This is a genomic window from Bradyrhizobium sp. USDA 3240 (assembly GCF_054063295.1).
In genome coordinates, this window is record NZ_JBSSGD010000002.1 from 3,470,288 (window position 1) to 3,496,084 (window position 25,797).

Annotated in this window: 25 protein-coding genes and 2 pseudogenes; 10 read left to right on the forward strand and 17 right to left on the reverse strand. The window is 65.0% G+C overall.

Going from position 1 to position 25,797, the window contains the following annotated elements:
- Positions 1 to 149: 149 nt before the first annotated feature.
- Complete coding sequence (locus ACVIGA_RS17130; protein ID WP_456667279.1) at positions 150 to 638, forward strand: DUF805 domain-containing protein; 489 nt, start codon at positions 150 to 152, stop codon at positions 636 to 638.
- Between the two features lie 21 nt (positions 639 to 659).
- Here the strand turns inward: ACVIGA_RS17130 and ACVIGA_RS17135 are convergent.
- A pseudogene (locus tag ACVIGA_RS17135) lies at positions 660 to 2,088 on the reverse strand (MFS transporter).
- Positions 2,089 to 2,182: 94 nt separating this feature from the next.
- On the opposite strand from ACVIGA_RS17135, the gene ACVIGA_RS17140 reads away from it, so the two are divergent.
- On the forward strand, positions 2,183 to 2,818 hold the full coding sequence (locus ACVIGA_RS17140) for a helix-turn-helix transcriptional regulator (RefSeq protein ID WP_456667280.1): 636 nt from the start codon (positions 2,183 to 2,185) through the stop codon (positions 2,816 to 2,818).
- A 1-nt stretch (position 2,819) separates the two neighbouring features.
- Here ACVIGA_RS17140 and ACVIGA_RS17145 read toward each other — a convergent pair whose 3' ends face one another.
- Positions 2,820 to 3,494, reverse strand: coding sequence for a response regulator (locus tag ACVIGA_RS17145; protein WP_223974381.1), 675 nt, complete (start codon positions 3,492 to 3,494; stop codon positions 2,820 to 2,822).
- Between the two features lie 315 nt (positions 3,495 to 3,809).
- Between ACVIGA_RS17145 and ACVIGA_RS17150 the strand changes: the two genes are divergently transcribed.
- Positions 3,810 to 5,474, forward strand: a complete 1,665-nt coding sequence (locus tag ACVIGA_RS17150) for an MFS transporter (protein ID WP_456667281.1) — start codon at positions 3,810 to 3,812, stop codon at positions 5,472 to 5,474.
- 108 nt (positions 5,475 to 5,582) lie between these two features.
- On the opposite strand, the gene ACVIGA_RS17155 is transcribed toward ACVIGA_RS17150, so the two are convergent.
- From ACVIGA_RS17155 to ACVIGA_RS17165, 3 genes are all read right to left on the reverse strand, one after another.
- Complete coding sequence (locus ACVIGA_RS17155) at positions 5,583 to 6,056, reverse strand: secondary thiamine-phosphate synthase enzyme YjbQ (protein WP_456667282.1); 474 nt, start codon at positions 6,054 to 6,056, stop codon at positions 5,583 to 5,585.
- Positions 6,057 to 6,238: 182 nt separating this feature from the next.
- Positions 6,239 to 6,748: a hypothetical protein gene (locus ACVIGA_RS17160; protein WP_456667283.1), complete on the reverse strand. Its 510-nt coding sequence runs from the start codon at positions 6,746 to 6,748 to the stop codon at positions 6,239 to 6,241.
- 31 nt (positions 6,749 to 6,779) lie between these two features.
- On the reverse strand, positions 6,780 to 7,403 hold the full coding sequence (locus ACVIGA_RS17165; RefSeq protein ID WP_456667284.1) for a DsbA family protein: 624 nt from the start codon (positions 7,401 to 7,403) through the stop codon (positions 6,780 to 6,782).
- Between the two features lie 276 nt (positions 7,404 to 7,679).
- Between ACVIGA_RS17165 and ACVIGA_RS17170 the strand changes: the two genes are divergently transcribed.
- From ACVIGA_RS17170 to ACVIGA_RS17190, 5 genes are all read left to right on the forward strand, one after another.
- Entirely contained in the window at positions 7,680 to 8,051 is a 372-nt protein-coding gene (locus tag ACVIGA_RS17170; RefSeq protein ID WP_456667285.1) for an AtpZ/AtpI family protein, read from the forward strand.
- Between the two features lie 72 nt (positions 8,052 to 8,123).
- Positions 8,124 to 8,873, forward strand: a complete 750-nt coding sequence (locus tag ACVIGA_RS17175; protein WP_223974389.1) for a F0F1 ATP synthase subunit A — start codon at positions 8,124 to 8,126, stop codon at positions 8,871 to 8,873.
- A 55-nt stretch (positions 8,874 to 8,928) separates the two neighbouring features.
- Positions 8,929 to 9,159, forward strand: coding sequence for a F0F1 ATP synthase subunit C (locus ACVIGA_RS17180; protein ID WP_016847054.1), 231 nt, complete (start codon positions 8,929 to 8,931; stop codon positions 9,157 to 9,159).
- Between the two features lie 115 nt (positions 9,160 to 9,274).
- Complete coding sequence (locus tag ACVIGA_RS17185; RefSeq protein WP_223974390.1) at positions 9,275 to 9,841, forward strand: F0F1 ATP synthase subunit B; 567 nt, start codon at positions 9,275 to 9,277, stop codon at positions 9,839 to 9,841.
- Positions 9,842 to 9,844: 3 nt separating this feature from the next.
- Positions 9,845 to 10,330, forward strand: coding sequence for a F0F1 ATP synthase subunit B family protein (locus ACVIGA_RS17190; protein WP_223974391.1), 486 nt, complete (start codon positions 9,845 to 9,847; stop codon positions 10,328 to 10,330).
- 104 nt (positions 10,331 to 10,434) lie between these two features.
- Here ACVIGA_RS17190 and ACVIGA_RS17195 read toward each other — a convergent pair whose 3' ends face one another.
- The 12 genes and pseudogenes from ACVIGA_RS17195 to ACVIGA_RS17250 all read right to left on the reverse strand — a co-directional run bounded on the left by ACVIGA_RS17195 (position 10,435) and on the right by ACVIGA_RS17250 (position 24,529).
- Entirely contained in the window at positions 10,435 to 11,082 is a 648-nt protein-coding gene (locus ACVIGA_RS17195) for a hypothetical protein (RefSeq protein ID WP_223974392.1), read from the reverse strand.
- 177 nt (positions 11,083 to 11,259) lie between these two features.
- Positions 11,260 to 11,847 carry a GNAT family N-acetyltransferase gene (locus tag ACVIGA_RS17200; RefSeq protein ID WP_021076543.1) on the reverse strand — a complete coding sequence of 196 codons (588 nt, stop codon included), beginning with the start codon at positions 11,845 to 11,847 and terminating at the stop codon, positions 11,260 to 11,262.
- 182 nt (positions 11,848 to 12,029) lie between these two features.
- Positions 12,030 to 13,319, reverse strand: a complete 1,290-nt coding sequence (locus ACVIGA_RS17205) for a M16 family metallopeptidase (protein ID WP_223974394.1) — start codon at positions 13,317 to 13,319, stop codon at positions 12,030 to 12,032.
- On the reverse strand, positions 13,319 to 14,734 hold the full coding sequence (gene thrC, locus ACVIGA_RS17210) for a threonine synthase (protein WP_456667286.1): 1,416 nt from the start codon (positions 14,732 to 14,734) through the stop codon (positions 13,319 to 13,321). Before thrC ends, ACVIGA_RS17205 begins: the two co-directional genes overlap by 1 nt.
- Positions 14,735 to 15,130: 396 nt before the next feature.
- A complete protein-coding gene (locus tag ACVIGA_RS17215) occupies positions 15,131 to 15,757 on the reverse strand; it encodes a glutathione S-transferase family protein (protein WP_456667287.1) in 627 nt (208 codons plus the stop codon).
- A 148-nt stretch (positions 15,758 to 15,905) separates the two neighbouring features.
- Positions 15,906 to 16,499 (reverse strand): GNAT family N-acetyltransferase, encoded by a 594-nt coding sequence (locus ACVIGA_RS17220; RefSeq protein WP_456667288.1) that lies wholly within the window; start codon positions 16,497 to 16,499, stop codon positions 15,906 to 15,908.
- A 242-nt stretch (positions 16,500 to 16,741) separates the two neighbouring features.
- Positions 16,742 to 16,972: a hypothetical protein gene (locus tag ACVIGA_RS17225; RefSeq protein WP_456667289.1), complete on the reverse strand. Its 231-nt coding sequence runs from the start codon at positions 16,970 to 16,972 to the stop codon at positions 16,742 to 16,744.
- 80 nt (positions 16,973 to 17,052) lie between these two features.
- Positions 17,053 to 19,497 carry a penicillin acylase family protein gene (locus ACVIGA_RS17230; protein WP_456667290.1) on the reverse strand — a complete coding sequence of 815 codons (2,445 nt, stop codon included), beginning with the start codon at positions 19,495 to 19,497 and terminating at the stop codon, positions 17,053 to 17,055.
- 221 nt (positions 19,498 to 19,718) lie between these two features.
- Positions 19,719 to 21,215, reverse strand: a pseudogene (gene glpK / locus ACVIGA_RS17235) (glycerol kinase GlpK); the annotation flags it as partial.
- Positions 21,216 to 21,480: 265 nt separating this feature from the next.
- Positions 21,481 to 22,425, reverse strand: a complete 945-nt coding sequence (locus tag ACVIGA_RS17240) for an SGNH/GDSL hydrolase family protein (protein WP_456667291.1) — start codon at positions 22,423 to 22,425, stop codon at positions 21,481 to 21,483.
- A 77-nt stretch (positions 22,426 to 22,502) separates the two neighbouring features.
- Positions 22,503 to 23,267 carry an SGNH/GDSL hydrolase family protein gene (locus ACVIGA_RS17245; RefSeq protein ID WP_456667292.1) on the reverse strand — a complete coding sequence of 255 codons (765 nt, stop codon included), beginning with the start codon at positions 23,265 to 23,267 and terminating at the stop codon, positions 22,503 to 22,505.
- Positions 23,264 to 24,529, reverse strand: coding sequence for an OpgC domain-containing protein (locus tag ACVIGA_RS17250; protein ID WP_223974411.1), 1,266 nt, complete (start codon positions 24,527 to 24,529; stop codon positions 23,264 to 23,266). Before ACVIGA_RS17250 ends, ACVIGA_RS17245 begins: the two co-directional genes overlap by 4 nt.
- Before the next feature lie 274 nt (positions 24,530 to 24,803).
- Here ACVIGA_RS17250 and apaG point away from each other — a divergent pair, with 274 nt between their 5' ends.
- Both apaG and ACVIGA_RS17260 read left to right on the forward strand, forming a co-directional pair.
- Complete coding sequence (gene apaG / locus ACVIGA_RS17255; protein ID WP_092123063.1) at positions 24,804 to 25,202, forward strand: Co2+/Mg2+ efflux protein ApaG; 399 nt, start codon at positions 24,804 to 24,806, stop codon at positions 25,200 to 25,202.
- 266 nt (positions 25,203 to 25,468) lie between these two features.
- Positions 25,469 to 25,792: a hypothetical protein gene (locus tag ACVIGA_RS17260; protein ID WP_456667293.1), complete on the forward strand. Its 324-nt coding sequence runs from the start codon at positions 25,469 to 25,471 to the stop codon at positions 25,790 to 25,792.
- The last annotated feature ends 5 nt before the right edge of the window (positions 25,793 to 25,797 follow it).

Sequence of the window (25,797 nt, forward strand, 5' to 3'; positions counted from 1 at the left end):
CGGAGTGCCGCGAGCGCGCGCCTACGAACAACCAAGGCATCACTCAGCGCTGACCGGCCGCGGCGAAATCGCGCGCGCGTTTGTGCTGAGAGAAAAGAGCACGTAGATTCGTTTCCGAATCCCGACCGATGGGATCCACGGAGGAATTTATGACGCTCGATGATTTGGTTTTCACGCCCGACGGTCGAGAGACGCTGCGCGATTTGCTTTTCACGTTTGATGGTCGAATCGAACGCAGAAAGTTCTGGCTCGCCTCGCTTGTGTGGATTCTTGTTCCGATGGCGATTTGGGCAGCACTTGTTCTCGTTGGATGGCTGTCCTCCCTCGCATGGATCGCAGCAGTGGCTGTTGTCTTTGTCACCAGCATTCTGTCGATCCTTTCGGCGATCGCCGTTGGCATCAAACGCCTGCACGATCGCGGCAAGAGCGGGCGGTGGCTCCTGCTGTTTTGTTTGGGGCCGGCAGTCATTGGAACGATCGGCGAGGCGGCTGGATCAGCGCGCATCGCCAGCCTCATCTCTACCGCGATCGGCGTCTGGGCGCTTGTCGAACTCGGTTGCCTTCCTGGCACCGCTGGACCGAACAGATATGGACCCGGTCCGCTCGCCACGCCCGGCGCAAGATCGGCTTCGACATGAGAAAACAATAGCCGCAGCACGTCATGTTGACGGCGATCGATCGGCTTGCGGCCTGCGCAGCGCCCGCAGGCGGAGCCCGGCCGCGAAGGCGAGCATGGCCGGCACCACGAAGCTCGCCGGCACCCAGAAGGCGGCGCGTGCCATCGTCGCGTCGGCAATCGCAGCCGACAGGCCGCTGGCATTCGCGATCAGGCCAGCGATCGCCGCGCCGAACGCAAAGCCCATCTGCTGGATGGTCGGCACCGACGAGGCCGCGACCACCTCGTCGCCTGCCTTGGCACTGTCCATGATGCGATGTGCGACGAGCGGCCAGCACTGGCCGATACCGGCTCCCAGCAGCGCGATCGCCACGACCAGCAGGATGATGGACGCCGCGCCGTCCGGACCGAGCCACCCGATCGCGGCGAGACTCGCTGCCATGATCGCAGGACCGGTCAGCATCAGGCGGTCCGCGCGGCGGGCCGACACGCCGGCCGTCAGCAGCGAGGCGGCGCTCCAGCCCAGCGACGCGCAGGCGACGGTGAAGCCGGCCGAGAGCGGATCGAAGCCATGCAGTTGCTGCAGGAACATCGGCACGTAGATCTGCAACGGACTGAAAGTAATGCAAAGCAGCAGCGCGAGCCAAAGCCCGACGCCGGTGCCGGTGCGCCAGGAGAACGCGTCGCTCGGCAGCAGCCGGGGTGACGCCAGCCGATCGAGCCGCAGCATCGCGACAAACGAGACGATCGCCGTGACGATCAGGCCGAGCTTCAGGACGGACGATCCGGCAGCAGAGGCGGCCGACGTCGCGGCGATGGCAAGGCAGATCAGCGCGACACGGCCGAGCGGCAAGCGCGCCGGCGACGCGCGCTGCACCGCCGTGACCGGCGGCAGCACGAAGAAGGCAGCGATCGCCAGCACGGCGGCCGTTGCGGCGCTGGCGACAAAGGCGCCGCGCCAGCTCGCGAAATGCGCGAACAACCCGCCGACCAGCGGGCCGATCAGCACCGACATGCTCCAGCTCATCGACATCAGCGCGATGGTTCGCGACCACATCTGTTCGGGAAACGTGCCGCACCAGCACATAGGCGACGGCAGCCTCGAGGCCGCCGCCAAATCCCTGGATCAGCCGGCCGGCCACGATCCAGCCTATCGCGGGGGCGAGCGAACACAGCACCGCGCCGACGCCGAAGATCGCAACGCCCACGCAGTAGACCTGCCGGGCGCCGAGCGCGGTGGAGAGCACGCCGACACAACTCGCCGCGACGATCGAGGACGCCAGATAGGCGGTAGTCGGCCAGCTCAGCATGGCGACGCCGCCGAGTTCGCCGACGATCGACGGCAGCACTGTCGTCAACATCAGGACGTTCATGGACTGCAGCAGCACACCGCCGAGCAGGATGGCCAGTGTCGGGATCCATTCGCGCTTGAGGAGCGATCGCCACCCCGCGCGGACTTGTTGTTGCTCCATGTCGGAGTTCTCCTTCCGGACTGGCGCCAAGGCAGTTGCACGCGGCGGCGATTTCCGGTTATTTTAGATAGTATCTTGTTTCTAAAATAGGCCGATGAGTCAAGACGACATCAACAGCCAGGATCGCATCCTGTTCGAACTGAAGACGCGGGGCCCGCAGACCGCCGCCGGCATCGGCGCGCGCCTCGACATGACGCCTGCCGGTGCGCGCCAGCATCTGCTCAAGCTCGAAGCGGCGGGCCTCGTCGAAAGCGGCGATGAACGCGAAGGGCGCGGGCGGCCGCGGAAGTATTGGCGTCTGACGGCGCCGGGCCACGCGCGTTTCCCCGACCGCCATTCCGACCTCACGCTGGATCTGCTGCGGTCGATGCACGCGGTATTTGGCGAGCGCGGCCTGGAGACGCTGATCGCGCATCGCGAACGCGCCGGCATTGCCGACTACCGGAAGGCGGTCGGAACCGAAGGCTCACTCCGACAGCGGCTCACGGCGTTCGCCCGGATCCGCAGCCGCGAAGGCTATATGGCAAGCGTGGTCAAGGACGCCGGCGGCTTCCTGCTGATCGAGAACCACTGCCCGATCTGCGCGGCGGCGGCAGCCTGTCAGGGCCTCTGCCGCTCAGAACTTGCGGTGTTTCGCGCCGTGCTGGGCAGCGATGTCGTGGTCGAGCGCGTCGATCACATCCTGGCCGGTGCGCGACGCTGCGCGTACCGGGTGATGCCGGCTGCGTAACTCAGCTCGACGGCGTGCCCTGGCGCCACTGGCCGCCGGCGATCTTGGCGGCGGCGATTACGGCCTGGGTGCGGCTTTCGACGCCGAGCTTCTGCAGGATGGCCGAGACATGGGCCTTGATGGTCGCTTCGGAGACGCCGAGCTCGTAGGCGATCTGCTTGTTGAGCAGCCCTTCGGACAGCATCATCAGCACCCGCACCTGCTGCGGGGTCAGCGTCACCAGACGGTCGCGCAGCCGCGTCATGTCGGGATCGCCGGCCGCCGACAGATCGGTGTCCGGCGGAACCCAGACGTCGCCCTCCATCACCTTCATGATGGCGTCACGCAGCGTCTCGACGCCGAAGCGCTTGGGGATGAAACCGGAGGCGCCGAAATCGAGCGAGCGGCGAATGGTTCCGACATCGTCGCTGGCGGACACGATGACCACCGGAATCGCCGGATACTGCGCCCGCAGATAGATCAGGCCGGAGAAGCCGCTGATCCCCGGCATGCTCAGGTCGAGCAGAATCAGGTCGACCTCGGAGTCCCGTTCCAACAGCGCGGTCAGGTCCTCGAACGATCCGGCCTCGCTGATGGTGGCCGAACTCACGACGCTGGACACCGCCTGACGCAACGCATCGCGGAACAGCGGATGGTCATCGGCGATGACAAGATGAGTATTGGCAGCAGCAGTCATCTCAGTCCCACAAGCGGGCTTTGGGAAGCCCGCGCCGTTCGGTTGTCGCCCGCGTGGCAGTATCACGCAAGCCCTTGATAATACCAGATGCCAACTCAGTTAACCCGCCGAGCTTGTGCGCCGCAACAGACGCACGCGGGGACGTTCCATCCAGCTCACGCCTCCAAAGATAAGTTCAAGCGTGCAAAAGCCAAAAGTCTTATTGGGACGGGTTTCACTGCGATGTTACCCTCGAATTAAGCCTAAGACCCATTCGGGTCTAACCCGCCAGCCGGGGGCGAGCATGGCAGCAATAATTCGGGGGGAGCAATCCAGATGTCCACTATGACTGCAACTTCGGCGCGGCCCGCCGGCATGACGAAGGATGAGCGTTTTGTCATCCTGGCGTCGTCGCTCGGCACCGTGTTCGAATGGTACGACTTCTATCTCTACGGGTCACTGGCCGGCATCATCGGCGCGCAGTTCTTCTCCGACTATCCGCCGGCGACGCGCGACATCTTCGCGTTGCTGGCCTTTGCCGCGGGCTTCCTGGTGCGTCCGTTCGGCGCCATCGTGTTCGGCCGGGTCGGCGACATCGTCGGCCGCAAATACACCTTCCTCGTCACCATCCTGATCATGGGCCTGTCGACCTTCATCGTCGGCCTGTTGCCCAGCGCCAAGACCATCGGCATCGCGGCGCCGATCATCCTGATCTCGCTGCGCCTGTTGCAGGGCCTCGCGCTCGGCGGTGAGTATGGCGGTGCGGCGACCTACGTCGCCGAGCATGCGCCGCAGGGCAAGCGCGGCTACTACACCTCGTTCATCCAGACCACGGCAACGCTCGGACTGTTCCTGTCGCTGCTGGTGATCCTGTTCACCCGAACCTTCACCGGCGAGAAGGACTTCGCCGATTGGGGCTGGCGCATTCCGTTCCTGGTGTCGGTGCTGCTGCTCGGCATTTCGGTCTGGATCCGTCTGCGGCTGAACGAATCGCCGGTATTCCAGCGGATGAAGGAGGAAGGCAAGACCTCCAAGGCACCGCTGACCGAAGCCTTCGGGACCTGGAGCAACGCCAAGATCGTGATCCTCGCCCTGCTCGGCCTGACCATGGGCCAGGCGGTGATCTGGTACACGGGCCAGTTCTACGCGCTGTTCTTCCTGCAATCGATCCTGAAGGTCGACGGTTACACCGCCAACCTCCTGATCGCCTGGTCGCTATTGCTCGGCACCGGCTTCTTCCTGGTGTTCGGCGCGCTGTCGGACAAGATCGGCCGCAAGCCGATCATCCTGGCCGGCTGCCTGATCGGCGCACTCACCTTGTTCCCGATCTTCAAGATGATCACGACCAACGCCAACCCGGCGCTGGAAAAGGCTTATGAGACGGTCAAGGTGCAGGTGGTTGCGGATCCCGCGGGCTGCGGCGATCTGTTCAACCCGGTCGGCACCCGCGTCTTCACGGCGCCCTGCGACACCGCCCGCGCCTTCCTCGCCCAGTCGTCGGTGAAGTACTCCACCGTACCGGGCCCGGCCGGCTCGCCGGTGAAGGTCACCGTCAACGACAAGGAAGTGCCGTACACGGACGCCAAGACGTCGAACCCCGCAATCCTCGCGGCGGTGCAGGCGGCGGGCTATCCGAAGGTGGGTGACGCCGGGATCGTGAAGATGTCGAACCCGTTCGACGTCTTCCGTCCGCAGGTGGCCTCGGTCATCGGGCTGCTGTTCATCCTGGTGCTCTACGTCACCATGGTCTACGGCCCGATCGCCGCCATGCTGGTCGAATTGTTCCCGACCCGCATCCGCTACACCTCGATGTCGCTGCCCTATCATATCGGCAACGGCTGGTTCGGCGGCCTGCTCCCGGCGACTGCGTTCGCGATCACAGCCTCGACCGGCGATATCTACTCCGGTCTCTGGTATCCGGTCATCTTCGCGGCAATCACCGTCGTGGTCGGCGCGCTTTTCATTCCGGAAACCAAGGACGTCGACATCACCAAGACCTGACCAGTCGACATCGCAATCACAATGCATCGGCCGCGGAGCGATCCGCGGCCGATGTCGTTTTGGAAGCCAGAGCTTGGAAGCCAGACCTTGGAAGCGAGGTGCAACCCGTCAGCGCGTGGCGCCGATGAATTGCAGCACGATCTCGCGCCGGTGCGCCCTGGCGCGATGCTCGATCAGATAGATGCCCTGCCAGGTGCCGAGAGCCATCTCGCCATCGAGCACCGGGACCTGCAGCGAGGTCGCCGTCAGCATGGTCTTGATATGCGCCGGCATGTCATCGGGACCTTCGGTGTCGTGACGCCAGCCGCCGTCTTCGGGTGCCGCGCGATCGAGCGCCGTCATCAGATCGACCAGCACCGTCGGATCGGCATTCTCCTGGATCGTCAGCGAGGCCGAGGTGTGACGGATGAACAGCGTCACCGCACCCTCGCCGGCACGCACCTCGCGCAGGAATTTTGCGACCTCGCGCGTGATGTCGGTGAAGCCGGCACCGGGCGTTTCGACCGTCAGGCGCGACGACACGGTGCTGGTCGCCGCGACCGAGGATGGCGCCGAGCGCGACATTTGCTTCGATGAACTCATCTGCAGTCTCTCAACTCGTCGTCCCGGCCTAGTGCGCAATTGCGCACGGGGGCCGGGACCCATACTCCGCGGCCCCTCACGTTCAAAGACTCGGAGTGGATATCCTTTGTAACCAATACGCTTCGGTGGTTATGCGTCTCGGCTTTCGCCGGGACGACACCGTGGATGTTGCAAACGCCGTATCAAATCTTGCCGCCATTGACGTCGCGCTGCACGCGGTTGGCCATCTCGATCAGCCGCCGCCAGGCCCGCTCCACGAACGACATCATGCGATCCATGTCGCGGTCGCTCGGCAGCGGGATCTCGATCTTGCGCTCGCCCTCGGCGACCTTCGGCTCAGCCTTCTTCAACGAATCCGATTTCGGCAACGCCTCGTCGGTCTTGGCCGATGGCGCGCGCGCGGCGAGCTCGCCCTTCAGCTTGTCATTGTCGGTTTGCAGGCGCCCGATCTCCGCATCCAGCGCCGCGCGCTCGTCCGGCACCATGTAACAGGCCCAGCCGGCGTTGGAATTGGTGCAGGTCGACACCGCGCCGGTGCGGGTGTCGAGCCGCAGGAAGCCATCGCCGGCCGGCGACAGCGCGTAGCGGCCGTTCTCGGTATCGGGCGCGGTTTGCGCGAGCGCGGCGCCACTTGAGATCAGGATGGCAACGATTGCGATGGACAATTTCGAAGTTGACATCGCGATGGGCATGGCTTGCTCCGCCTCAACCTGATTCCTGCCCCTAGACCACAGAGCTATAGGGCCTGCGGCCTGACTTCAACGCGTCCTCGAGCAATTCGATCCGGTCCTGCCCCCAGAACACCTCGCCATCGAGCACATAGCCGGGCGAGCCGAACACGCCGGCGTCCAATGCAGTCTGGCGATTCTGCTCATAGGCCGCGCTGATCGCATCGGAGGCGGAGCGCTCCACCAGCTGCCGGCCGGGCAAGCCTGCATCGTCGGCAAGCTTCACCAGCGTCGCAGCATCGGCAAGGTTGAGCTCAAGCTCCCACACCGCGGGATAGGCGCGTTGCAAAAACGGCTCGGGATCGAGCCCGGCCTCGAGCATCGCGATCACGACGCCATCGGCAAGCCGCCCATTGAACGGCCAGTTGGCCGGCTGGAGGTGAAAATTCAGCCCGCGCTTGTCGCGCCAGCGCTGCAACTCGATCATCCGGTAGCGCTGGCGCACCGGATGGCGCTGGGCGAGCGGCAACCCGCCGGTCTCCGAGAACAGATCGACCAGCAGCACGGGCCGGTAATTTACCTTGAGATCGTAAGCGCTTACGAGCCGCACGAAGGGCTTGTGACCGATATAGGCCCAGGGGGATTGCAGCGAGAAGTAGTAGTCGATCTGGCGTGACATGCGGAACCTTGACTGCGCAAGAGGATGAGGACTTTCAGCGATCCCAGCAGAGCGGGAAATGCCGCGCAACATGGCTTCAAAGCATACAAGCTGTTGCACTGCGAACACTGCGTCACTCTGACCTTGAATATCTTCAAATAAATCCAGCAGAATCAAAGCAATAACTGGTTACGACGCAATCTTGACTTGATTAGACGCGGTAAGTATGGTCCGCGCGGCTTTTGACGGGGACGGGCGCAATTTCCATCATCCGCGGCTTCGGTTAGTGTTTGCAGCATGGCTGAGAACACCAACGACGGCGCAGGTGGAAGTCGCGATCAATCGCCTCCTGACGAAGCTGCGCTTTCCGCAAGGCTCGGAAGTCTCGATCATCGGTTGTCAGAAATTCGCGACAGCCGCAGGAGCAAGACTGATCAATCCGGTACTGAAAGCGGGGACAGTGCGGCCAGAGCTTCGGCGATGGCGCTCGGTTTCCGCCTTTCCTCGGAGCTGATCGCGGGCGTTGTCGTCGGAGCGGCGATTGGCTGGGGATTCGACCGTTTGCTGTCGACGTCGCCATTCGGCTTCATCGTGTTAACGCTGCTCGGCTTCGTCGCCGGCGTGGTCAACGTGGTGAGGTCCGCGGGCGTGGCCTCAGGCAAGCGCTGAGCGCTGGCGGGAAGTCACGACATTTGAAATTCGATTACCGGCACGATGGCCGGTGGACCAAGAGCCGCGCGGATGAAAATCGACCCGATCCACCAGTTCAATATCGAGCCCCTCTTCACGCTCGGCCACATCGGCAATCACACGATCGCCTTCACCAATTCGTCGCTCTTCATGCTCATCGCGGTGCTGCTGATCGCGCTCCTGATGCTGGCGAGCGGCCGGGAACTGGTTCCAGGACGGCTGCAGTCGGTCGCCGAAATCTCCTACGAGTTCGTCGCGTCGACGATTCGCAGCACGGCCGGCTCGGAAGGCATGAAGTTCTTCCCGCTGATCTTCTCGCTCTTCATGTTCCTGTGCGTCTCGAACCTGGTCGGCGTGATCCCCTACACCTTCACGATCTCGAGCCACCTGATCGTCACCGCTGCCCTTGCGCTGCTGGTGTTCTTCACCGTCCTGATCTACGGCCTCTACAAGAACGGCCTGAAATTCTTCAAGATCTTCGTCCCCTCCGGCGTTCCGATCTACATCCTGCCGCTGGTCATGTTCATCGAGATCCTGTCGTTCTTCCTGCGGCCGGTCTCGCACAGCGTTCGTCTGTTCGCCAACATGCTGGCCGGCCACATCGCGCTCAAGGTGTTCGCGGGCTTCGTCGCGATGCTCGGCTTCTCGCTCGGCGCGCTCGGCTGGTTCGGCGGCGTGCTGCCGCTGGCGCTCACGGTCGCGCTGTACGCGCTCGAACTGCTGGTCGCATTCCTGCAGGCCTACGTGTTCGCGATCCTGACCTGCATCTACCTCAACGACGCCATTCATCCGGGACACTAAGCGGTCCGGGGAATCTCCACCCACCAATCTGTCTATCTTTCTCAAGGAGCTACAAATGGAACCGGCAGCAGCAAAACTTATCGGCGCGGGCATCGCGTGCATCGGCATGGGCGGTGCGGGCGTCGGCGTGGGCATCATCTTCGGCAACTACCTCGCCGCTGCGGTGCGTAACCCCTCGGCCGCTCAGGGCCAGTTCGGCAACCTGATCTTCGGCTTCGCCGTGACCGAAGCGCTCGGCATCTTCTCGCTGCTGATCGCGCTGCTTCTGCTGTTCGTTCCGCTCTGAGCGGCACCCCGGTTCCGCTTTAGCGGCAACCCGGTTCCGCTCTCGCGGTAACCCCTTCGCGCCGCCCAAAGGTCGTCCCAAAGGGCGGCGCGCATGACAGCAACAGGAGAACACCGTGGCTGAGAGTCATGGCGAGGCAAAAGGCCAGAATGCCGGCGCCCACACCGAGGCCGATGGCGGACATCACGGCGGAGCTTTTCCGCCGTTCGATTCCTCCAATTACGCTTCGCAGCTGGTGTCGCTGGCGATTGCATTTGTCGCGCTCTATCTGATCGTGTCGCGTTTCGCACTGCCGCGCGTCGGCGGGACGATCGATGCACGCCAGAACAAGATCGAGGGCGATCTGGCGGAGGCGCAGAAGCTGAAGGACGAGTCCGACGCCGCGCTGAAGGCCTATGAAACCGAGCTGGCGAATGCGCGCTCCAACGCGCAGGCGATCGGCAACGAGACCCGCGAGAAGCTGAACGCGGCTTCGGAAGTCGAGCGCAAGGCGCTGGAAGAGAAACTGGCGGTCAAGCTCGCCGACGCCGAGAAGCAGATCGCAACGACGAGGACCAACGCCATGAGCAACGTCCGCGGCATCGCGGCGGATGCGGCCGGCGCCATCGTCCAGCAACTCGCCGGCGTCACGCCGGACGCGAATGCGGTCAACAGCGCCGTCGACGCGTCGCTGAAGGGATAGACGATGTTTTACGAACCGGAAACCTGGGTTGCGATCGCCTTCGTCATTCTGCTGGTCGTGTTCGGCTATCTCGGCGTCCATCGCACCCTGCTGACGGCGCTCGACCATCGTGCCGAGCGCATCAAGGCCGAGCTCGAGGACGCCCGCCGTCTGAAGGACGAGGCCAACAAGCTGCTCGGCGAATACAAGGCGCGCCGCGCCAGCGCGGAGCGCGAAGCCGCCGACATCATCGCCAACGCCAAGGCCGAAGCCGAGCGGATCGCGGCTGAAGCCAAGACCAAGATGGAAGATTTTGTCGCCCGGCGGACCAAGACCGCCGAAGGCAAGATCGCCCAGGCCGAGGCACAGGCGGTGGCCGATGTGCGCGCCGCCGCGGCCAACGCCGCCGTGACCGCCGCCTCGACCATCCTGTCGCAGTCGGTCAAGGGTTCGGTTGCCGACGACCTCGTCGGCAAGGGCATCGCCGAAGTCCGTTCCAAGCTGAACTGACGCGATCAGACTTCCTTCCGGAAAAGGCCGGCGCGAGATCATCGCGCCGGCCTTTTTCTTTGTTCCTGCTGCTTCTTATGCCAGCGGCCGCGTCACGGCCGGCGCTAGTGCTTCTTCTTTGGCGCGCGGGCCTTGGGCTCCGGCTTCAGCGCCTGCGGATCAAAGCCGATATAGAAGATGTAATCGTCGTTCTCCGCGGCCGACGGCGCCGGATAGACGACATCCTCGGCGACCAGGCTGAACGGCACGCTGCCGCTGTCGTCCATCTGCACCGTGGTGGTGTAGGCCTTGGTGGCGATGGTCTTCTCGCCGACGCCGCCCTTCACCACGGCGACGCGCAGCGGCACCTGGATGGTCGGCGGCGCGCCCTGGGGGCCAACGATGATCCGCCCCTGGATACCGATCTTGGCCGTGATCTGGCCGCTGTTCAGATTGCATTCTCGCGCCGTGCGCGTGATCGAGGCCAGGAATTTGACGTCGTTACCGACCGCTTCCTTGCCGTCCACGGCCACCGAATAGGTCGAGGCCCCGGAGCGGATCTGCACCGGCGGGCAGGTCAGCCCGGCGTCGGCATCGTTGAGCGGCTGCGGTGCCGCCGCCGTCGCCGGCTTCGAATCGGACGAACCGCCGCCGAACAGGCTCTTGAAGCGGTCGCTCAGCGACTGCGCCGAGCTGGCCTCCGGCAGCAGGGTGGCACCGAGACCGATCGATACCGCCGCCGCGAGCGCGAACCTGATCACCCTGTCACCCATGCGATGTCCCTAAAGCCTCCAAACCAGAGTTCCCCGTTTCGCGGGCGTTATAGCAAGCCAATGGCGGCGAACCCAAGGCATGTCGAGATGGCATGTTGCAAAGGCATGTTGCAAGGGCACGCTGAAAGCATCCTGAAACGGCTCGGATGCGCCCGCCATCAGCCATTGGCCCAAGATTCAACCGCGGAAATCCTCGTGCAGCAGGCCGAACAACAGGTGGTCCTGCCAGATGCCGTTGATGCAGAGATAGCGCCGCGCCAGGCCCTCGCGGGTGAAGCCGCACTTCTCCAGCACGCGGATCGACGACGCATTGGAGGGAATGCAGGCCGCCTCGATGCGATGCAGGTTGAGCTCGCCGAACAGCGAGGGCAGCAGCACCCGCAGCGCCGTCGTCATGTAGCCGCGATGGGCGTGCGGCAGGCCGACCCAATAGCCGATCGTGCCGGCCTGCACGATGCCGCGGCGGACATTGGCGAGCGTGATACCGCCGATCATCACCCCGTCCGATTCGCGGAAGATGATGAACGGATAGGAGCGGTCGGCGGCGATATCCTCGCTGTAGCGGCGCAACCTGCGGCGGAAGCCGGCGCGGGTCAGGTCGTCGGAGGGCCAGATCGGCTCCCATGGCGTCAGATAGGCGCGGCTGAACTCGCGCAATTGCGCCCATTGCGGGAAATCCGACATCTGCGGCGCACGCAGCAAAAGCCCGTGCCCCCGCGGCATCAGTGCAGCCGGTCCACCGGACGGCAAACGAAACAGGGCCATGGCCCAACACTCCCCGACCTCACCCTCGTCCCGCGTTTGCGGGGTCGAGACGAGCAAAGCTCGCTCTTAGAGGGTCGGGGTGAGGAGCCCTTTCCGCAGCCTCGATCTGCGGCTCGATCCCTCACCCGAAGCCTTCGACTTCGACCCCTCCCCGCAAGCGCGGAGCGAGGTGAACCCAAAACCTAATGCAGCAGCGTCTTTGCCTTCGACTTCGTCAATCCTTCCGCAAAAGACACCGCCGTGTCCAGACCCCTGCCGCTGCCGAGCGCAACAACGGCGGGCCGGCTGCGCGACAGCAGCGCGCGGGCGGCGTTGCGGCTCGATTCGACCGACACCGCGTCGATCCGCGCCACCAGCTCTTCCACCGTCTGCGGCCGGCCATAGGCTAGCACATGGCGTGCCAGTTGCTCGGCCCGGGATGAACAGCTTTCCAGCGCCATCAACAGGCCGGCCTTCATCTGCGCCTTGGCGCGGGCGACCTCGGCCTCGGTCAGGGTTTCCACCGCGTCATTGATGACGTCGACGATGACTTCCATCATTTCCGGCGCGTCGGCGGGATCGGTCCCGGTGTAGAGGCCGAAGAAACCGGTGTCAGTGTAGGGGGCGTGGAAGGTGTAGATCGAGTAACACAGCCCGCGCTTCTCGCGCACCTCCTGGAACAGCCGCGACGACATCCCGCCGCCGAGCGTGTTGGTGAAGACCTGCAACGAGAACAGCGACAGGTCGGTCTGCGGCACGCCTTCGAGCGCCAGCGTCAGATGCGCCTGCTCGAGTTCGCGATGCACCACCCGCGAGCCGCCCTTACCGAACATCGCAGGCTGCGGCGCCGGCGCCGGCGTGGCGTCGAAGCTCGCGAATTTCTCGGCGACGTCCTCGACGACGCGCTTGTGATCGACGGCGCCGGCGGCGGCGACCACCATGTCCGGGGCGCGGTAGTGCGTCGACAGATAGCCGCGCAGCGTGTCGCGGTTGAAGGCCTTCAGCGTCTTGGCGGTGCCGAGCAGCGAGCGCCCCATCGGCTGGTCCGGATAGCAGAGCTCGTTGAGATGTTCGAACACGACGTCGTCGGGCGTATCCTGCGCCGCGCCGATCTCCTGCACGATGACGCTCTTCTCGCGCTCCAGCTCGTCCGGCACGAAGGACGGATTGGCGAGGATATCGGAGAGCACGTCGAGCGCCAGCGGCACGTCGGCCTTCATCACCCGCGCGTAATAGGCCGTGGTCTCGGTCGAGGTTCCGGCATTGAGGTCACCGCCGACCGCCTCGATCTCCTCGACGATCTCGCGCGAGGAGCGCCGCGCCGTGCCCTTGAACGCCATGTGTTCCAGGAGATGCGAGATGCCGTGCTCGTTCGGCTTCTCGTCGCGCCCGCCGACCCCGGCCCAGACCCCAAGCGCCGCAGTCTCCAGATGCGGCATGGTGTCGGTGACGACGGTCAGGCCACTCGGCAGCTTGGTGATTTCAACACTCATCAGGCAACTCCCTGCTTGGCGGCACGGCTGACCGACAGCACGAAGCGCTCGACCTCGGCGGAATCATTCTTCATGACCGTCATGTATTCGGATTTCGTCATCAGGCTTCCGAGCCAGGCCGGCAATTGCGGGCGCACCCCGCAGGCCGCCTCGACTGCATCGGGGAATTTGGCCGCATGCGCGGTCGACAGCACGATGTTCGGGATCTTCGAATCCGAGGTATCGCGGTCGGCAACCGCGAGCGCGACCGCGGTGTGCGGATCGACGAGATCACCGGCCTCGCGCCAGGCGGCGCGGATCGCGGCCGCCGTCTCGGTCTCGTCGGCGCGGCCGGCATCGAAATCGCGGCGTACCGCGGCCAGCGTCGCATCCGGCAGCACGAAGCGGCCGGACTGCTTCAACGAGGCCATCAGGCGGCGCACCTGATCGGCGTCGCGGCCGCTGGCCTCGAACAGCAGCCGCTCGAAATTCGAGGACACCTGGATGTCCATCGACGGCGACGCCGTCGCGTGCACCTCGCGCACCTCGTAATTGCCGGTCTTCAGCGTGCGCGGCAGGATGTCGTTGACGTTGGCGGCAATCCGCAACCAGCGGATCGGCAGCCCCATGCGCTTCGCCACATAGCCGGCGAAGATGTCGCCGAAATTGCCGGTCGGCACCGTGAAATCCACGGTCCGCTGCGGCGCGCCGAGCGCAACCGCCGAGGTGAAATAATACACCACCTGCGCCACGATGCGCGCCCAGTTGATCGAGTTGACGCCCGACAGCGCCACCTGGTCGCGGAAGCGATGGTTGTTGAACATCTCCTTCACCAGCGCCTGGCAATCGTCGAACGTGCCTTCGATCGCCAGCGCGTGGACGTTGGAAGCACCGGTCGTCGTCATCATGCGCCGCTGCACCTCGGAGATGCGCCCGTTCGGGAACAGCACCACCAGGTCGACATTGTCGAGATTGGCAAACGCCTCGACCGCGGCGCCGCCGGTATCGCCCGAGGTTGCGACCACGATGGTGGTGCGCTGCGCGCGCTTGGCCAGCACGTGATCCATCAACCGCGAGATCAGCTGCATCGCGACGTCCTTGAACGCCAGCGTCGGCCCATGGAACAGCTCGAGCAGGAACTGGTTCGGCCCGACCTGGTCGAGCGGCACCACGGCGGGGTGGCGGAAGGTGGCATAGGCCTCGTTCGCCATGCGGCCGAGCTCGGCGTCGGAAATCTCGCCGGCGACAAACGGTCGGATGATCTCGACCGCGACCTCCCAATAGGGACGCCCGAAGAAAGCGGCGATGGTCTCGGGCGACAATTGCGGCCAGGTCTCGGGCACGTAAAGCCCGCCGTCACGGGCAAGCCCGGTCAGCATCACATCGCAGAAGCCAAGCACCGGGGCCTCACCCCGGGTCGAAATATACCGCGTCAAACCGCCCTCCAAAGGCTTCGATTAGAGCCTTAAGCCTTTGATATCGTGGATTTATCGAGTTCGCCGCATGCGACCCGATATGGTTCACCATAGAAGATCGGACCAACAATGGGTAGCCCGAAGCGCGCGCCTCGGGGGCGTGCGGAGTGGTGAGTGGCGTCGCCCGCGACCCACCGTCAGCGCCGCATTCACAACCGTCGTCCTGGCGAAAGCCAGGACCCATAACCACCGCATTCGGTGATGACCGGGATCGTGGCCCCAGGGTCGCGCAACAATTGAGATTCGGGGTAATGGGTCCTGGCTTGCGCCAGGACGACGTTGAGTGTGTTGCACGATCCGGAGCAAGCCCGGTGTCATCACCCGTTAAGGCGCACGCGGGTGATCCAGTATTCGTCCCTAACCGCTCGGCGGCGCCAGCGGCTGCACGATCTCCTGAAACGGCGGCAGCGCCTCGCAGCGCGCGGTGTGGGCCTGCAGCGCCGGATAGCGTGCATCGAACAGATGCGGATGCGCCTCGCCGGCGAAGCGCAGCGCGCAAGCCACCGCGATATCGGCATGACCGATGCGATCGCCCAGCCAGTACGGCGCCAGCACCGCCGCGCGCTCCTTTTCCAGCACCGCGAGCACGCCCGCAATCTGCGCCTCGCAGCGCTCGACCCAGAGCTTCAGCTGCTCCTTGCGCAGCACGCGCTCGTAGACAAGGCTCACTGCCTTGTCGGCGAGCCCGGTCGCCAGCGCCGTGATGCGCAGATGCCTACGCCGCGCGGGCCCCGAGCGCGCAATCATCGCTCGCTCCGGCCCGACCAGTTCGTCGAGATAATCTAGGATCGCACCGCTCTCGATCAGCGCCTCGCCATCGTCGAGCACCAGCGTCGGCACCCGTCGCACCGGATTGTACGCCGCAACCTTCTCCGCGTCGCCGAAGGTCGACCACGGCTTGTGCTCGAACGGCAATCCATAGAGCCGCAGCGCGATCGCGGTGCGGCGGACAAAGGGCGAGTCGTACTGGCCGATCAGGAACATCTGTTTTCTCGTCGGTCATGCCGTGGCAAGGCGTTGCCGCGAAAGCAGGGCTTTCGAAGGTCGGGCGGCCAAGCCGGGTCAGAGGTTGCGCTTTGCACCATCCTAGATGGCTTGCGCCGCGTTGCAACCGGATCATGATCCGGTCTGACTATCCAACCACCGGCACATGCCTCGCCGCATCGCGCGGCAGCTTGCCGTCGAGCCTGGGATCGTCGGCCACCTCGATCTGCCGCTTGAACGCACGGAAGCCGGAGCGCTGGTAGAACGCGATCGCGGAGGGATGATCGAAGGTGCAGGTGTGCACCCAGACGCGGCTGACGTCGCGCGACCAGGCGATCTCGAGCGCGCGGTTCATCAGGAAGCGCGCGGCGCCGGTGCCGATGAATTTTGCGGTGACGCCGAAATAGAGCAGCTCGCATTCGCCTGATACGCTGAAGTCGAGTTCGAGCAGGCCTTCATCACGGTCATCGACGACCAGCCCGTAGAGCTCGACGCCGGGCGCATGAATCCGCCCGCCGAGATCGGCGTCATCGAGCCCCGTGCGGGTGAACCACAGCCATTGCTCGCCGACGCGGCGGTAGAGATCGCGGTACCAGTCGAGCGCCGGCGGCTCGACCTTGCGCAGGCGCGACGCGCCCGGCGGATCGTCGCGCCGCGGCGGCCGCTCGGTCATTTCCAGATGTGTGACGACGGCGGCGATCTTGCCGTGGGAGACGTCGGAGTAGCCGTCAGGCAGCAGCATCGCGCGACCTTTGTTTCGATACGATCGGCGGGAAATATCCGCATGTCGCGGCAGATGCAATGCAACGCGGCGTAACAATGTTACCGATTTTTCAGTCGGTGCTTTGGCGAATCAGGCGCTCCATGTCGCAAGGCCACCGGAGCAACGACCGTGTCGCGCCATCACACGCTGCCGCCGATCATCTATACGCCGCCGCCACCGAAGCCGAAGCCCACGCGGCGCCGGCGCGGCGTCGGATACGCTTACGGCGCGAGCGCTGCTGATGAGGCCGCGGACATCGAGGACGGCGCAGCGGTGCGCAGCGCTCCGGTGCTTCCGCAGCATGCGCGTCCGGTCGAGACGGTCGCGCGGCGCACGCCGTCACCGAACGGCAAGCTCAGCGACGACACGCTGCGCGCGATGCCGGGACCTATAACCACAGGATCGGGTTGCTCAAGCGCGCTGTGGCCCCAGCGCGCAAGGACAATTGGCATCGGTGGTTATGGGTCCCGGCCTCCGCCGGGACGACGTAGAGTTTTGGGCCGCCGCCTTGCTTACTTTGGCCCCAGCGCCGTCACCTCGGCGTCAGCGAGATCGCCTCGGCGGTTGCGGCTTCCACGGCGCCACGGCTGTAGAGCAGCGGGACATATTGGCCGGTGGCCCAGAGCGGCGCGAGGTCGCGGTAGTGGCCGCTGAAGGGATCGCCGGATTGGCCGGGCGTGTTGATGGTGCGGCTCGCATCCCAGTTGCCGACATCGAGCACCATGCGGAACGAGGCGCCCGCGGTGAGATGATAGTCGGAGCGGCGATAGGTGGCCGCACGCGGCACGTTGGCAGCGCCGCCATAGGCGAGCGGGCCGACTGTCATCTGCGCCGCGGTCGCCTTGTCGGCGAGCGGCATCAGCGCGTGATCGAACTTGGCGACATGCAGGCGGCCCCAGCGCCACGTCGACGCATCGCCCCCGAGCTTGCCGGCGACGTCGGCAACGGCCTCGCCGAGGCTGTCGCGCAGCACGCGGTCACGTCCGCCGGCGGGATCGCTGCCGAGCGCGGCGTCGGGTTTTTCGAGATAGTCGACGATGGCGGAGATGCTTGAGGCTTCCGGCGCGATCAGCTCGGCCGCCTTCGGCGCCGTGGTCTTGAGCAGTACCGGGCCGAGATGGTTCGCGATCCAGACCTCGTAGACCGCGGCTGCCGCGCTGTCCTCAGCGTCGCGCGCATCCCACGCCTTCAACAGTTCGAGGCCCTTCTTCACATCGGCATCGTCTGACGACAGCGGCTTCAGCAGCGCGACGAGGCGCCGCGCCAGCATGCCGGTGTCGTCGTTCTGCAACGCCATCGCGTCCGCGAGCGTCACCTTGCTGTTGGCCTGCAGCACCTCGGTGATGCGCTGCCAGCGCGCGCTGTCGGACCATTCGAAGCCGACCCTGCGTTCGTTGACCGGATAATCCGCCGGCAGGTTCATCTGGTTGGCGGTAGCGATGAAGCCCTGCTTCGGCTGGTACTGCTTCGGCAGCTCATCGAGCGACAGAAAGCCCTGCCACTCGTAGCGGCCATCGCCGGGCACCGGCATCAGGCCGTCGAAGCTGGTGCGGCGCGGCGCCTTGCCGGCGGCAACCCAGCCGATATTGCCGCTAGTGTCGGCATAGACCTGGTTCTCCGACGGCGCGCCCCAGCGCCGCATCGCGCCGAGGAAGCCGTTCCACGACTTCGCGGTCATGTAGTCGGACGAGCCGAAATAGGCCGAGGTACCCGGCTCGAACCAGATCGAGCGCACGGCGAAGGCGTGCCTCTTGTCGGCGTCGACATAGATCACCGGGCCGTGGCGGGTGAACTTCAGCTCGAGGTCACGGTCGGTCTCACCCTTCACCGCCTCCTTCTCGTGGACGATGCGCATGTCCTCCCAGCCCGTGCCGTAGCGGTACTGGTTCGGATTATCAGGGTTGAGCTCGTAGACGTAGAGGTCTTCCTGGTCGACGTTGAAGATGGTGAGGCCAAACGCGATGGTGTCGTTGTGGCCGATCGAGATGCCCGGCAGTGCCGGTTCGCCGGCGCCGATCACGGAGATGCCGGGCGCGTTGAGGCCGACGATGTAGCGCAGCGACGGCACCGAGTGCTCGCGATGCGGATCGTTGGCGAGAATCGGCCGTCCGGTCGCGGTGCGCGATGCCGCGATCACCCAATTGTTGGAGCCGATGGTGTCGCGCTGCTGATCGGCCTCGGCCAAGTATGTGTCGGGATCATGCGCCAGCGCGGCCTTCTGGTCCTTCGGCGCGGCGAACTTCACCGGGCGCGTGGCGAGGTCGTAGGCCGCGAGCACGCCCTTCGGCACGCTGCAGGGATCGAGCCCATCGGGGATCTTGGTGGTCCAGGTGGGTTCGAGCTTGACGCGGAAGCGATCGGCATCGAGGCCGGCGGCGCAGGCGACTAGCGCCCGCTTCACTTCGGAGGCGACGTTGCGCGTGAGACCATGGCTGCGGACCCGCACCACATCCTCCGCCGACCACAGGTCCGGCATCGTGCCCGCGATCCTGAACTCGATCGGCAGCGGCCGCTTGCCCGCTTTGACATCCGCGACATAGGCGTTGACGCCGGCGATGAAAGCCTCCGCATAGGTTTTCGCTTTCGGACCATAGGCGGCCCATTCCGCATTCATGTCGCCGCGATAGAGGAACTGACGCAGCGCCTTGTCCTGCTCGGCATAGGCGGGGCCGAAATCCTTCGCCAGGAGGCCGAGGCCGCGCTTGCGCCAGAGATCGATCTGCCAGAGCCGGTCGCGCGCGGCGTTGAAGCCCTGCAGGAAGAACAGGTCGTGCTCGTTGCCGGCATAGATGTGCGGGATGCCCCAGACGTCGACCAGGATCTGGCCCGGCGCCGTCAGCCCGGCGACGCCGGTCTTGACCTCGCGCGCCGCGACGAGCGGGCTCGCCTTCTCGCGCGCCACGGCGGGCGCGGCGAGCCACGCAGTGCAGAGCGCGGCGGTGAATAGTCTCGCGACGCGGTTGAGATCCGTGTTCATGTTGTTTCTCCCGATGGTTGTTATTGGTTATGAGACGTCTCCAGCCGCAGCGGCACTGCGCCCCCTCTCCCGCTTGCGGGGGAGTGTTGGGGTGGGGTGTCGCCGCGATAGGACTAGCCATTATGCGGTGAAAGCCCCCACCCGCTACGCTCTTCGAGCGCAGCGACCTCCCCCGCAGGCGGGGGAGGTGCAGCGAGGCTGCCGCGCGAATTCACTACTCCCCCCTCGTCGCTCGCCAGCACGCCCTTCACCGCGCGGGCCCAGCCGGCGAGCTTGCGGTCGCGCGTGGCTTCGCTCATCGCCGGCCTGAAGCGGTGTTCGAGCCGCCAATTGTCAGCGAATTTCGCGGGCTCCGGATAAACGCCGGCCTCGAGGCCGGCGAGATAGGCCGCCCCTAACGCCGTGGTCTCCTGGATCATCGGGCGATCGACCGGCGCGTTGAGCAGATCGGCGAGCCGCTGCATGGTCCAGTCGGATGCGGTCATGCCGCCGTCGACGCGCAGCACGGTGTTGGCGGCGTTCGCCTCCGGCCAGTCGGTGCGCATCGCGGCCCACAGGTCGAAGGTCTGGTAGCAGACGCTCTCCAGCGTTGCATGCGCGATCTCGGCCGGGCCGGTGTTGCGGGTCAGCCCGATCAACGCGCCGCGGACACGCGGATTCCAGTAGGGTGCGCCCATGCCGACGAAGGCCGGCACCAGATAGACGCTCTGCATCGAGTCGGATTTATCGGCGAGCGGCCCGGTCTCGGCGGCATGCTTGATGATGCCGAGCCCGTCGCGCAGCCATTGCACCGCGCTGCCGGCGACGAAGATCGAGCCTTCGAGCGCGTAGGTACGCTGGCCATTGAGCTGATAGGCGATCGTCGTCAGCAGCTTGTTCTTCGAGGCGACCGGCGTGGTGCCGGTGTTGAGCAGCGCGAAGCAGCCGGTGCCGTAGGTCGACTTCATCATGCCGGGCTCGAAGCAGGCCTGGCCGATGGTCGCGGCCTGCTGGTCGCCGGCGATGCCGGAGATCGCGATCGGGCCGCCGAACAGATCCGCGGTGCTCTCGCCGAACCGGGCGGAGGAATCCTTCACCTCGGGGAGCATCGAGCGCGGCACGCGCAAGAGGTTGACGAGGTCGTCGTCCCACGCCCCGGTATGGATGTTGAACAGCAGCGTGCGCGAGGCGTTGGTGGCGTCGGTCGCATGCACGCGGCCGCCGGTGAGCCGCCACAGCAGATAGCAGTCGACAGTGCCGAATAGCAGCTCGCCGCGTTCGGCGCGCTCACGCGCGCCCGGCACGTGATCGAGGATCCAGGCGACTTTGGTGCCTGAGAAATAGGGATCGATGATCAATCCCGTTTTGGCCGAGATCGCCGGCTCATGGCCCTCGGCCTTGAGTTTGGCGCAGATGTCGGCGGTGCGGCGGTCCTGCCAGACGATCGCGCGATGCACGGCCTGGCCGGTGGCACGGTCCCACACCACGGTGGTCTCGCGCTGGTTGGTGATGCCGATCGCAGCGATGTCCTTCGCCTTCAGCCCGGCCTTCTCCAGCGCCTCGCGGCACACCATCACGGTCGAGGTCCAGATGTCCTCCGGCTCGTGCTCGACCCAGCCGGAGGCCGGAAAATGCTGCGGAAACTCCTGCTGCGCGACCGCGGCGATGGAGATGTCGCTGCGAAACACCATCGCGCGCGACGATGTGGTGCCCTGATCGATGGCCAGCACGAAAGACATGAGCGTTTCCCTTTAGGCGTCGTAACAGGCGCCAAGGGAGCGGATTACCGCGGCGAGGTCAAGATTGCTGGTGCGTGTGGCGGGATGGTCGAAGCAAACCCCCGCCACGGTATCAATCCCGTCATCCCCGCGCAAAGGCTTCGCCTTTGTCGCTGGAGGAGCGCGAAGCGCGTCTCGAAGGATGCACGGCCTCAGTCGGGCCGTCGCCCCTTCGAGACGGCCGCTACGCGGCCTCCTCAGGGTGACGGAGACAGATTAGACCCGATCACATCGGCCGGTAGGTCCTGACGTCGCCGGGGACGTTGACGCCGATCTTGATCGCGCCGACCGAGCGGATGATGTCGTCGCCGAGCAACTGGGCGAAGCAGGCGTAGCCCCAGTCGTTCATGTGCAGGCCGTCGGCGATGACGAAATCGTCGATCGGGATCGCCTGTTTCTCGTGCCAGTCGCGCATCACCTCGAAGCGCGGGAAGATGCCGACATGGCGCAGCGCAGCGATGCGGCCGAGCAGCTTCACCATGCCGCGCGCGCTCTCGGGGCGCTCGGTGACGCGCGGCGAATATTGCGGATCGACCAGCACGACATCGGCACCGGACGCCTGCAACCGCGCCACGCCGTCCTCGACCTGCTTGGCGGTCTCGGTCGGATCGAGGTTGCGCAGCACCGCGTTGGTGCCGACCTGCCAGATCACCATGTCGGGATGGACGTCGAGCACTTCGGTCTGCAGCCGCTTCATCATCTCGGGTGCATCCTCGCCGCCCTTGCCGCGATTGAGCACGCTGATGTCGGCGGACGGATACTGCCGGCGCAGCTGCGCGGCAAGCCGGCTCGGATAGGTGAATTCCGGCGCCGACGAACCGTAGCCCTGGGTCGAGGACGAACCGAACGCGATGATGACGACCGGCTTGCCGGCGGCGAGCTTGGCCGCGACATGCGGCAGCGAGCCGGTCGAGTTCGGCACGCCGGTCGGCTGATGACAGGGCACGCGGTGGAAGATGTCGCTGGCGGATTTCGCGACCTGCTTCACCTTGTCGAACGCCTTGGCGGCGACGCCCGGTTGCGGATTGACCGCATCGGCTTCGATCGCGGCGGGCTTCGCAGCATCGCCCCTGCCGGCTTCAGTCTTTGCTCCCGGCGACAGCGCCGCATGCTGGTCAGCCTGGCCGGTCTGCGCACACAACGGCACGATTGAGAGCGGTGCGAGCAGCACGAGCGCCGCAACGGCGCACAGACTCCGCCCTGAGATTGGGCGAAAAGGGAAGGCAAAACGCATCAACTCGGCTTCCTCTAATTCTGCTGCACCGGGCCCAGATGGGCCGCATCGATCACGAATTTCGCCAGTGCGCGGCCGAGACAGGCATGAACCTTCTTGGCCAGGTCGACACCATGCGAGGTGCTGAACAGGTCAAAATATCCGGCGTCGCTCCACTGCTTCATAATCGCGAACCGGTCGAACAGCGGAACGTCGTGCTGCTGCGCCACCACCTTGATATTGTCGAGATATGGCGGCGCAGAGATCATCGTTTCCGTACGCGGGCTGTATTGCAGATTGACCAGCACCACGTCGGTCCCGGCGCCCCGCAACGCAACAACGCCGTCGTTGATGGCGGTGCGGAAATCGTCAGGATCGACTGCTCGCATAGCATCGACCGTCCCGGTCTGCCAAATAACCAAAGTAGGCTTTTTTGCTTCGACAAGCTTAACAAGGGTTCCCGCGGTCTCCTCGGCGGTGCTCTTTGCCTGTAATTCTACGGATAAATCGATGGTCGCTGCCGGAAATGCCTCCTTCAGCGCCGCCTGCAGCGTGGCCGGATAGGCGCTCGCCTCGTTGCCGGGGATGGTCGAGGAGCGGCTGCCCACCACCAGCACGTTGAGCGGCTTGTTGGCCTTCACCGCGTCGGTGACCTTCGGCAGCGAACTCTCGCTTGCCAGCAGATAGGCCGGCACATCGCACGGCGGAGCCGGCTCGGCGGCGTCGCCGGCGCGCGCGGGCACGGCCGCCAAACAGGCGGCCAGCAGCATCAGGCCCAGCATCGTCCGCGCGGACTTCATGCTCCCCCTCCCGCCAGATCGGCGTTGCCGGCGGCGCCTTTTTTCGAGGCGCCTTTGTCGGCGGAGTGCTTGTACCACGAAATAATCCACGCCATGCCGCACATGATGAGGATGCCGAAGACGCTGATCAAGGCGTGCAGTGCGGCACCGCCAGACACTTCGGCAAGCACGAAGTGACCGGCGAAGGCGAGGAAGACCCCGAGACAGAATATCTCAAGCGAATGCTGGCCACACAGGATCAAAGGTCGCAGCCAGGGCGATTTCAGGCCCGGCCAGTCCCGCGGCAGGAAGCGCACGGTGAGGGCTGCGAGCGCCAGGAAATGCGCGAACCGCAACACGTCCAGGTCGGTCTTGTTGATCGGATACATCCATTGCTCGATCACCTTCGGCATGATGTGGCCGAGCTGCGGCACGTACCAGGTCAGCGTCACGAAGAACGCGGCGACGAGATAAGCGATGCAGATCCACATCGTGATGTTCGACGACAGGATGCGCGACATCCGCCGCGCGCCGCCGAGCGCGCACCAGGCGCCGAACACGAACAGCAATTGCCAGGCGAACGGGTTGAACGCCCAGAAGCCGTTCGGATAGGCCGACAGGTAAAGATCGAACTGCCAGGTCAGCGCGTAGAGCAGAACGGACAGGCCGAGCGTGACATCGGGCTTCCACTTCATCAGCCACAGGATCAGCGGCAGGAACAGCATCAGCACGATATAGAGCGGCAGCACGTCCATGTTAACGGGGCGGAAGCGCAGCAGCAGCGCCTGTACGATGGTGACGTCGGGCTGCTTCAGGAAGTCCATGATCCCCATTTCTTCAGTGTAGAGCGGGTTCTCGAACGAGGTCGCGACATAGGAGATCTCGGCGAGGAAGATCGTGAACAGGAAGACATGCGCGACATAGATCTGCCAGACCCGGCGCAGGATGCGCGCGGTCGCGATCACGAAGCCGCCCTCCAGCATCGCGCGGCCATAGACGAAGGCCGCGGTGTAGCCGGAGATGAAGATGAAGATCTCGGTGGCGTCGGAGAAGCCGTAGTTGCGGATCGTGAGCCAGGTCAGAAGATTGGTCGGCAGATGATCGATGAAGATCAGCCACAGCGCGAGCCCGCGGAACAGATCGAGCCTGAGCTCGCGCTCGCCGGTCACCGGCAGCGTGATCGCGGGCGCCGCAGCTTTCGCCTTCACCTCGGCATCAGCCTTTGCCTCGGCTTTGGCGTCGGCCGCCGGCGAACCGGCTATGGGATCGGCAATCGAGCTCATCAAGCACCGTGTCGGCCGCGGACGCCCCGCATGCCCAGCTGAAAAGATAATATCGGTCCACAACTTGCCGACAAAGCACAGAGTGCGGCGACATGCGGCCGCGCTTTAGAGCGGAACTATGTTGAAACCACGATGAACAGGCAGCCTCCGGGACCGGCTTTTCACGGCCCGCCCGGCGATTGGTTCCGGCTGACCAATTGGCTATGATGGGCGCCTGTTTGCGCGTGATCCGGCCGAAAGCGGATTTTGCGCCGAGATCATCGGATTGAGCCGTATGTACCGTGCCGTTACCCGCCAGATCGAAGTCACCGTCGAGCCGAACTTCATGCCGGAGCGCTCGTCGATCGACCGGCGCGAATATTTCTGGTCGTACAAGATCGTGATCGTCAATTCGGGCCCGGAAACGGTGCAGCTGCGGACGCGGCACTGGATCATCACCGACGCCACCGGCCGCCGCCAGGAGGTGCGTGGCGAGGGCGTGGTCGGCGAGCAGCCGGTGCTCGCGCCCGGCGAGCGCTTCGAATACACCTCCGGCGTACCGCTGCCGACCGCCTCCGGCTTCATGACCGGCAGCTACCAGATGGTCACCGAAGCCGGCGAGCGCTTCGACATCGACGTGCCGACCTTCTCGCTGGACAGCCCGAGCCCGGACGGGAAAAGGGTGCTGAATTAGCCGCGCCGTCGGTGCCGCCGCGCCCCAAGTAGTCACCGGGGATGCGGCCATCAAATTTCTGAATAATGGAAATGGTTTAGGGGTTTCCTGATTTTGCCCGACGGACGGACGCGCACGGCCGGCCTCAGGTCGTCATCATTTCAACGACCAGTTGCGCTTGGGGCGGCTTGACCGCCCGCGATCAATGCAATCGACCGGCCGGCGCCAGGAACCAATGGCTCGCGAGACTCTTGGCCCCCTGACACAAGCACTTTTGGAGAAATCATATGAAGAATCTCGCGATCTATTTGGCAGCCGGCGCAAGTGCCCTTGTCATGACTGCCACAAGCACGGCTTTCGCCGCACCGCCTTCACTCGGCGCATCGGTCGGGCCGGAGAGCAACATCCAGAACGTTCGCATGGTTTGCGATGAAGCCGGCCGTTGCTGGCGCGCACGTGGCGAACGCCGCGTCATCGTCCGCGAGCCCGGTGATTCATACGGATACGCGCCTCGCGAGCGCTACATCGAGCGCCGTGGCTATGAAGAGCGTGATGGCATCGGATTCCGCGCTCCAGGCGTGAGCATCGGAATCGGGACCGACCGCTACTGAGGAAA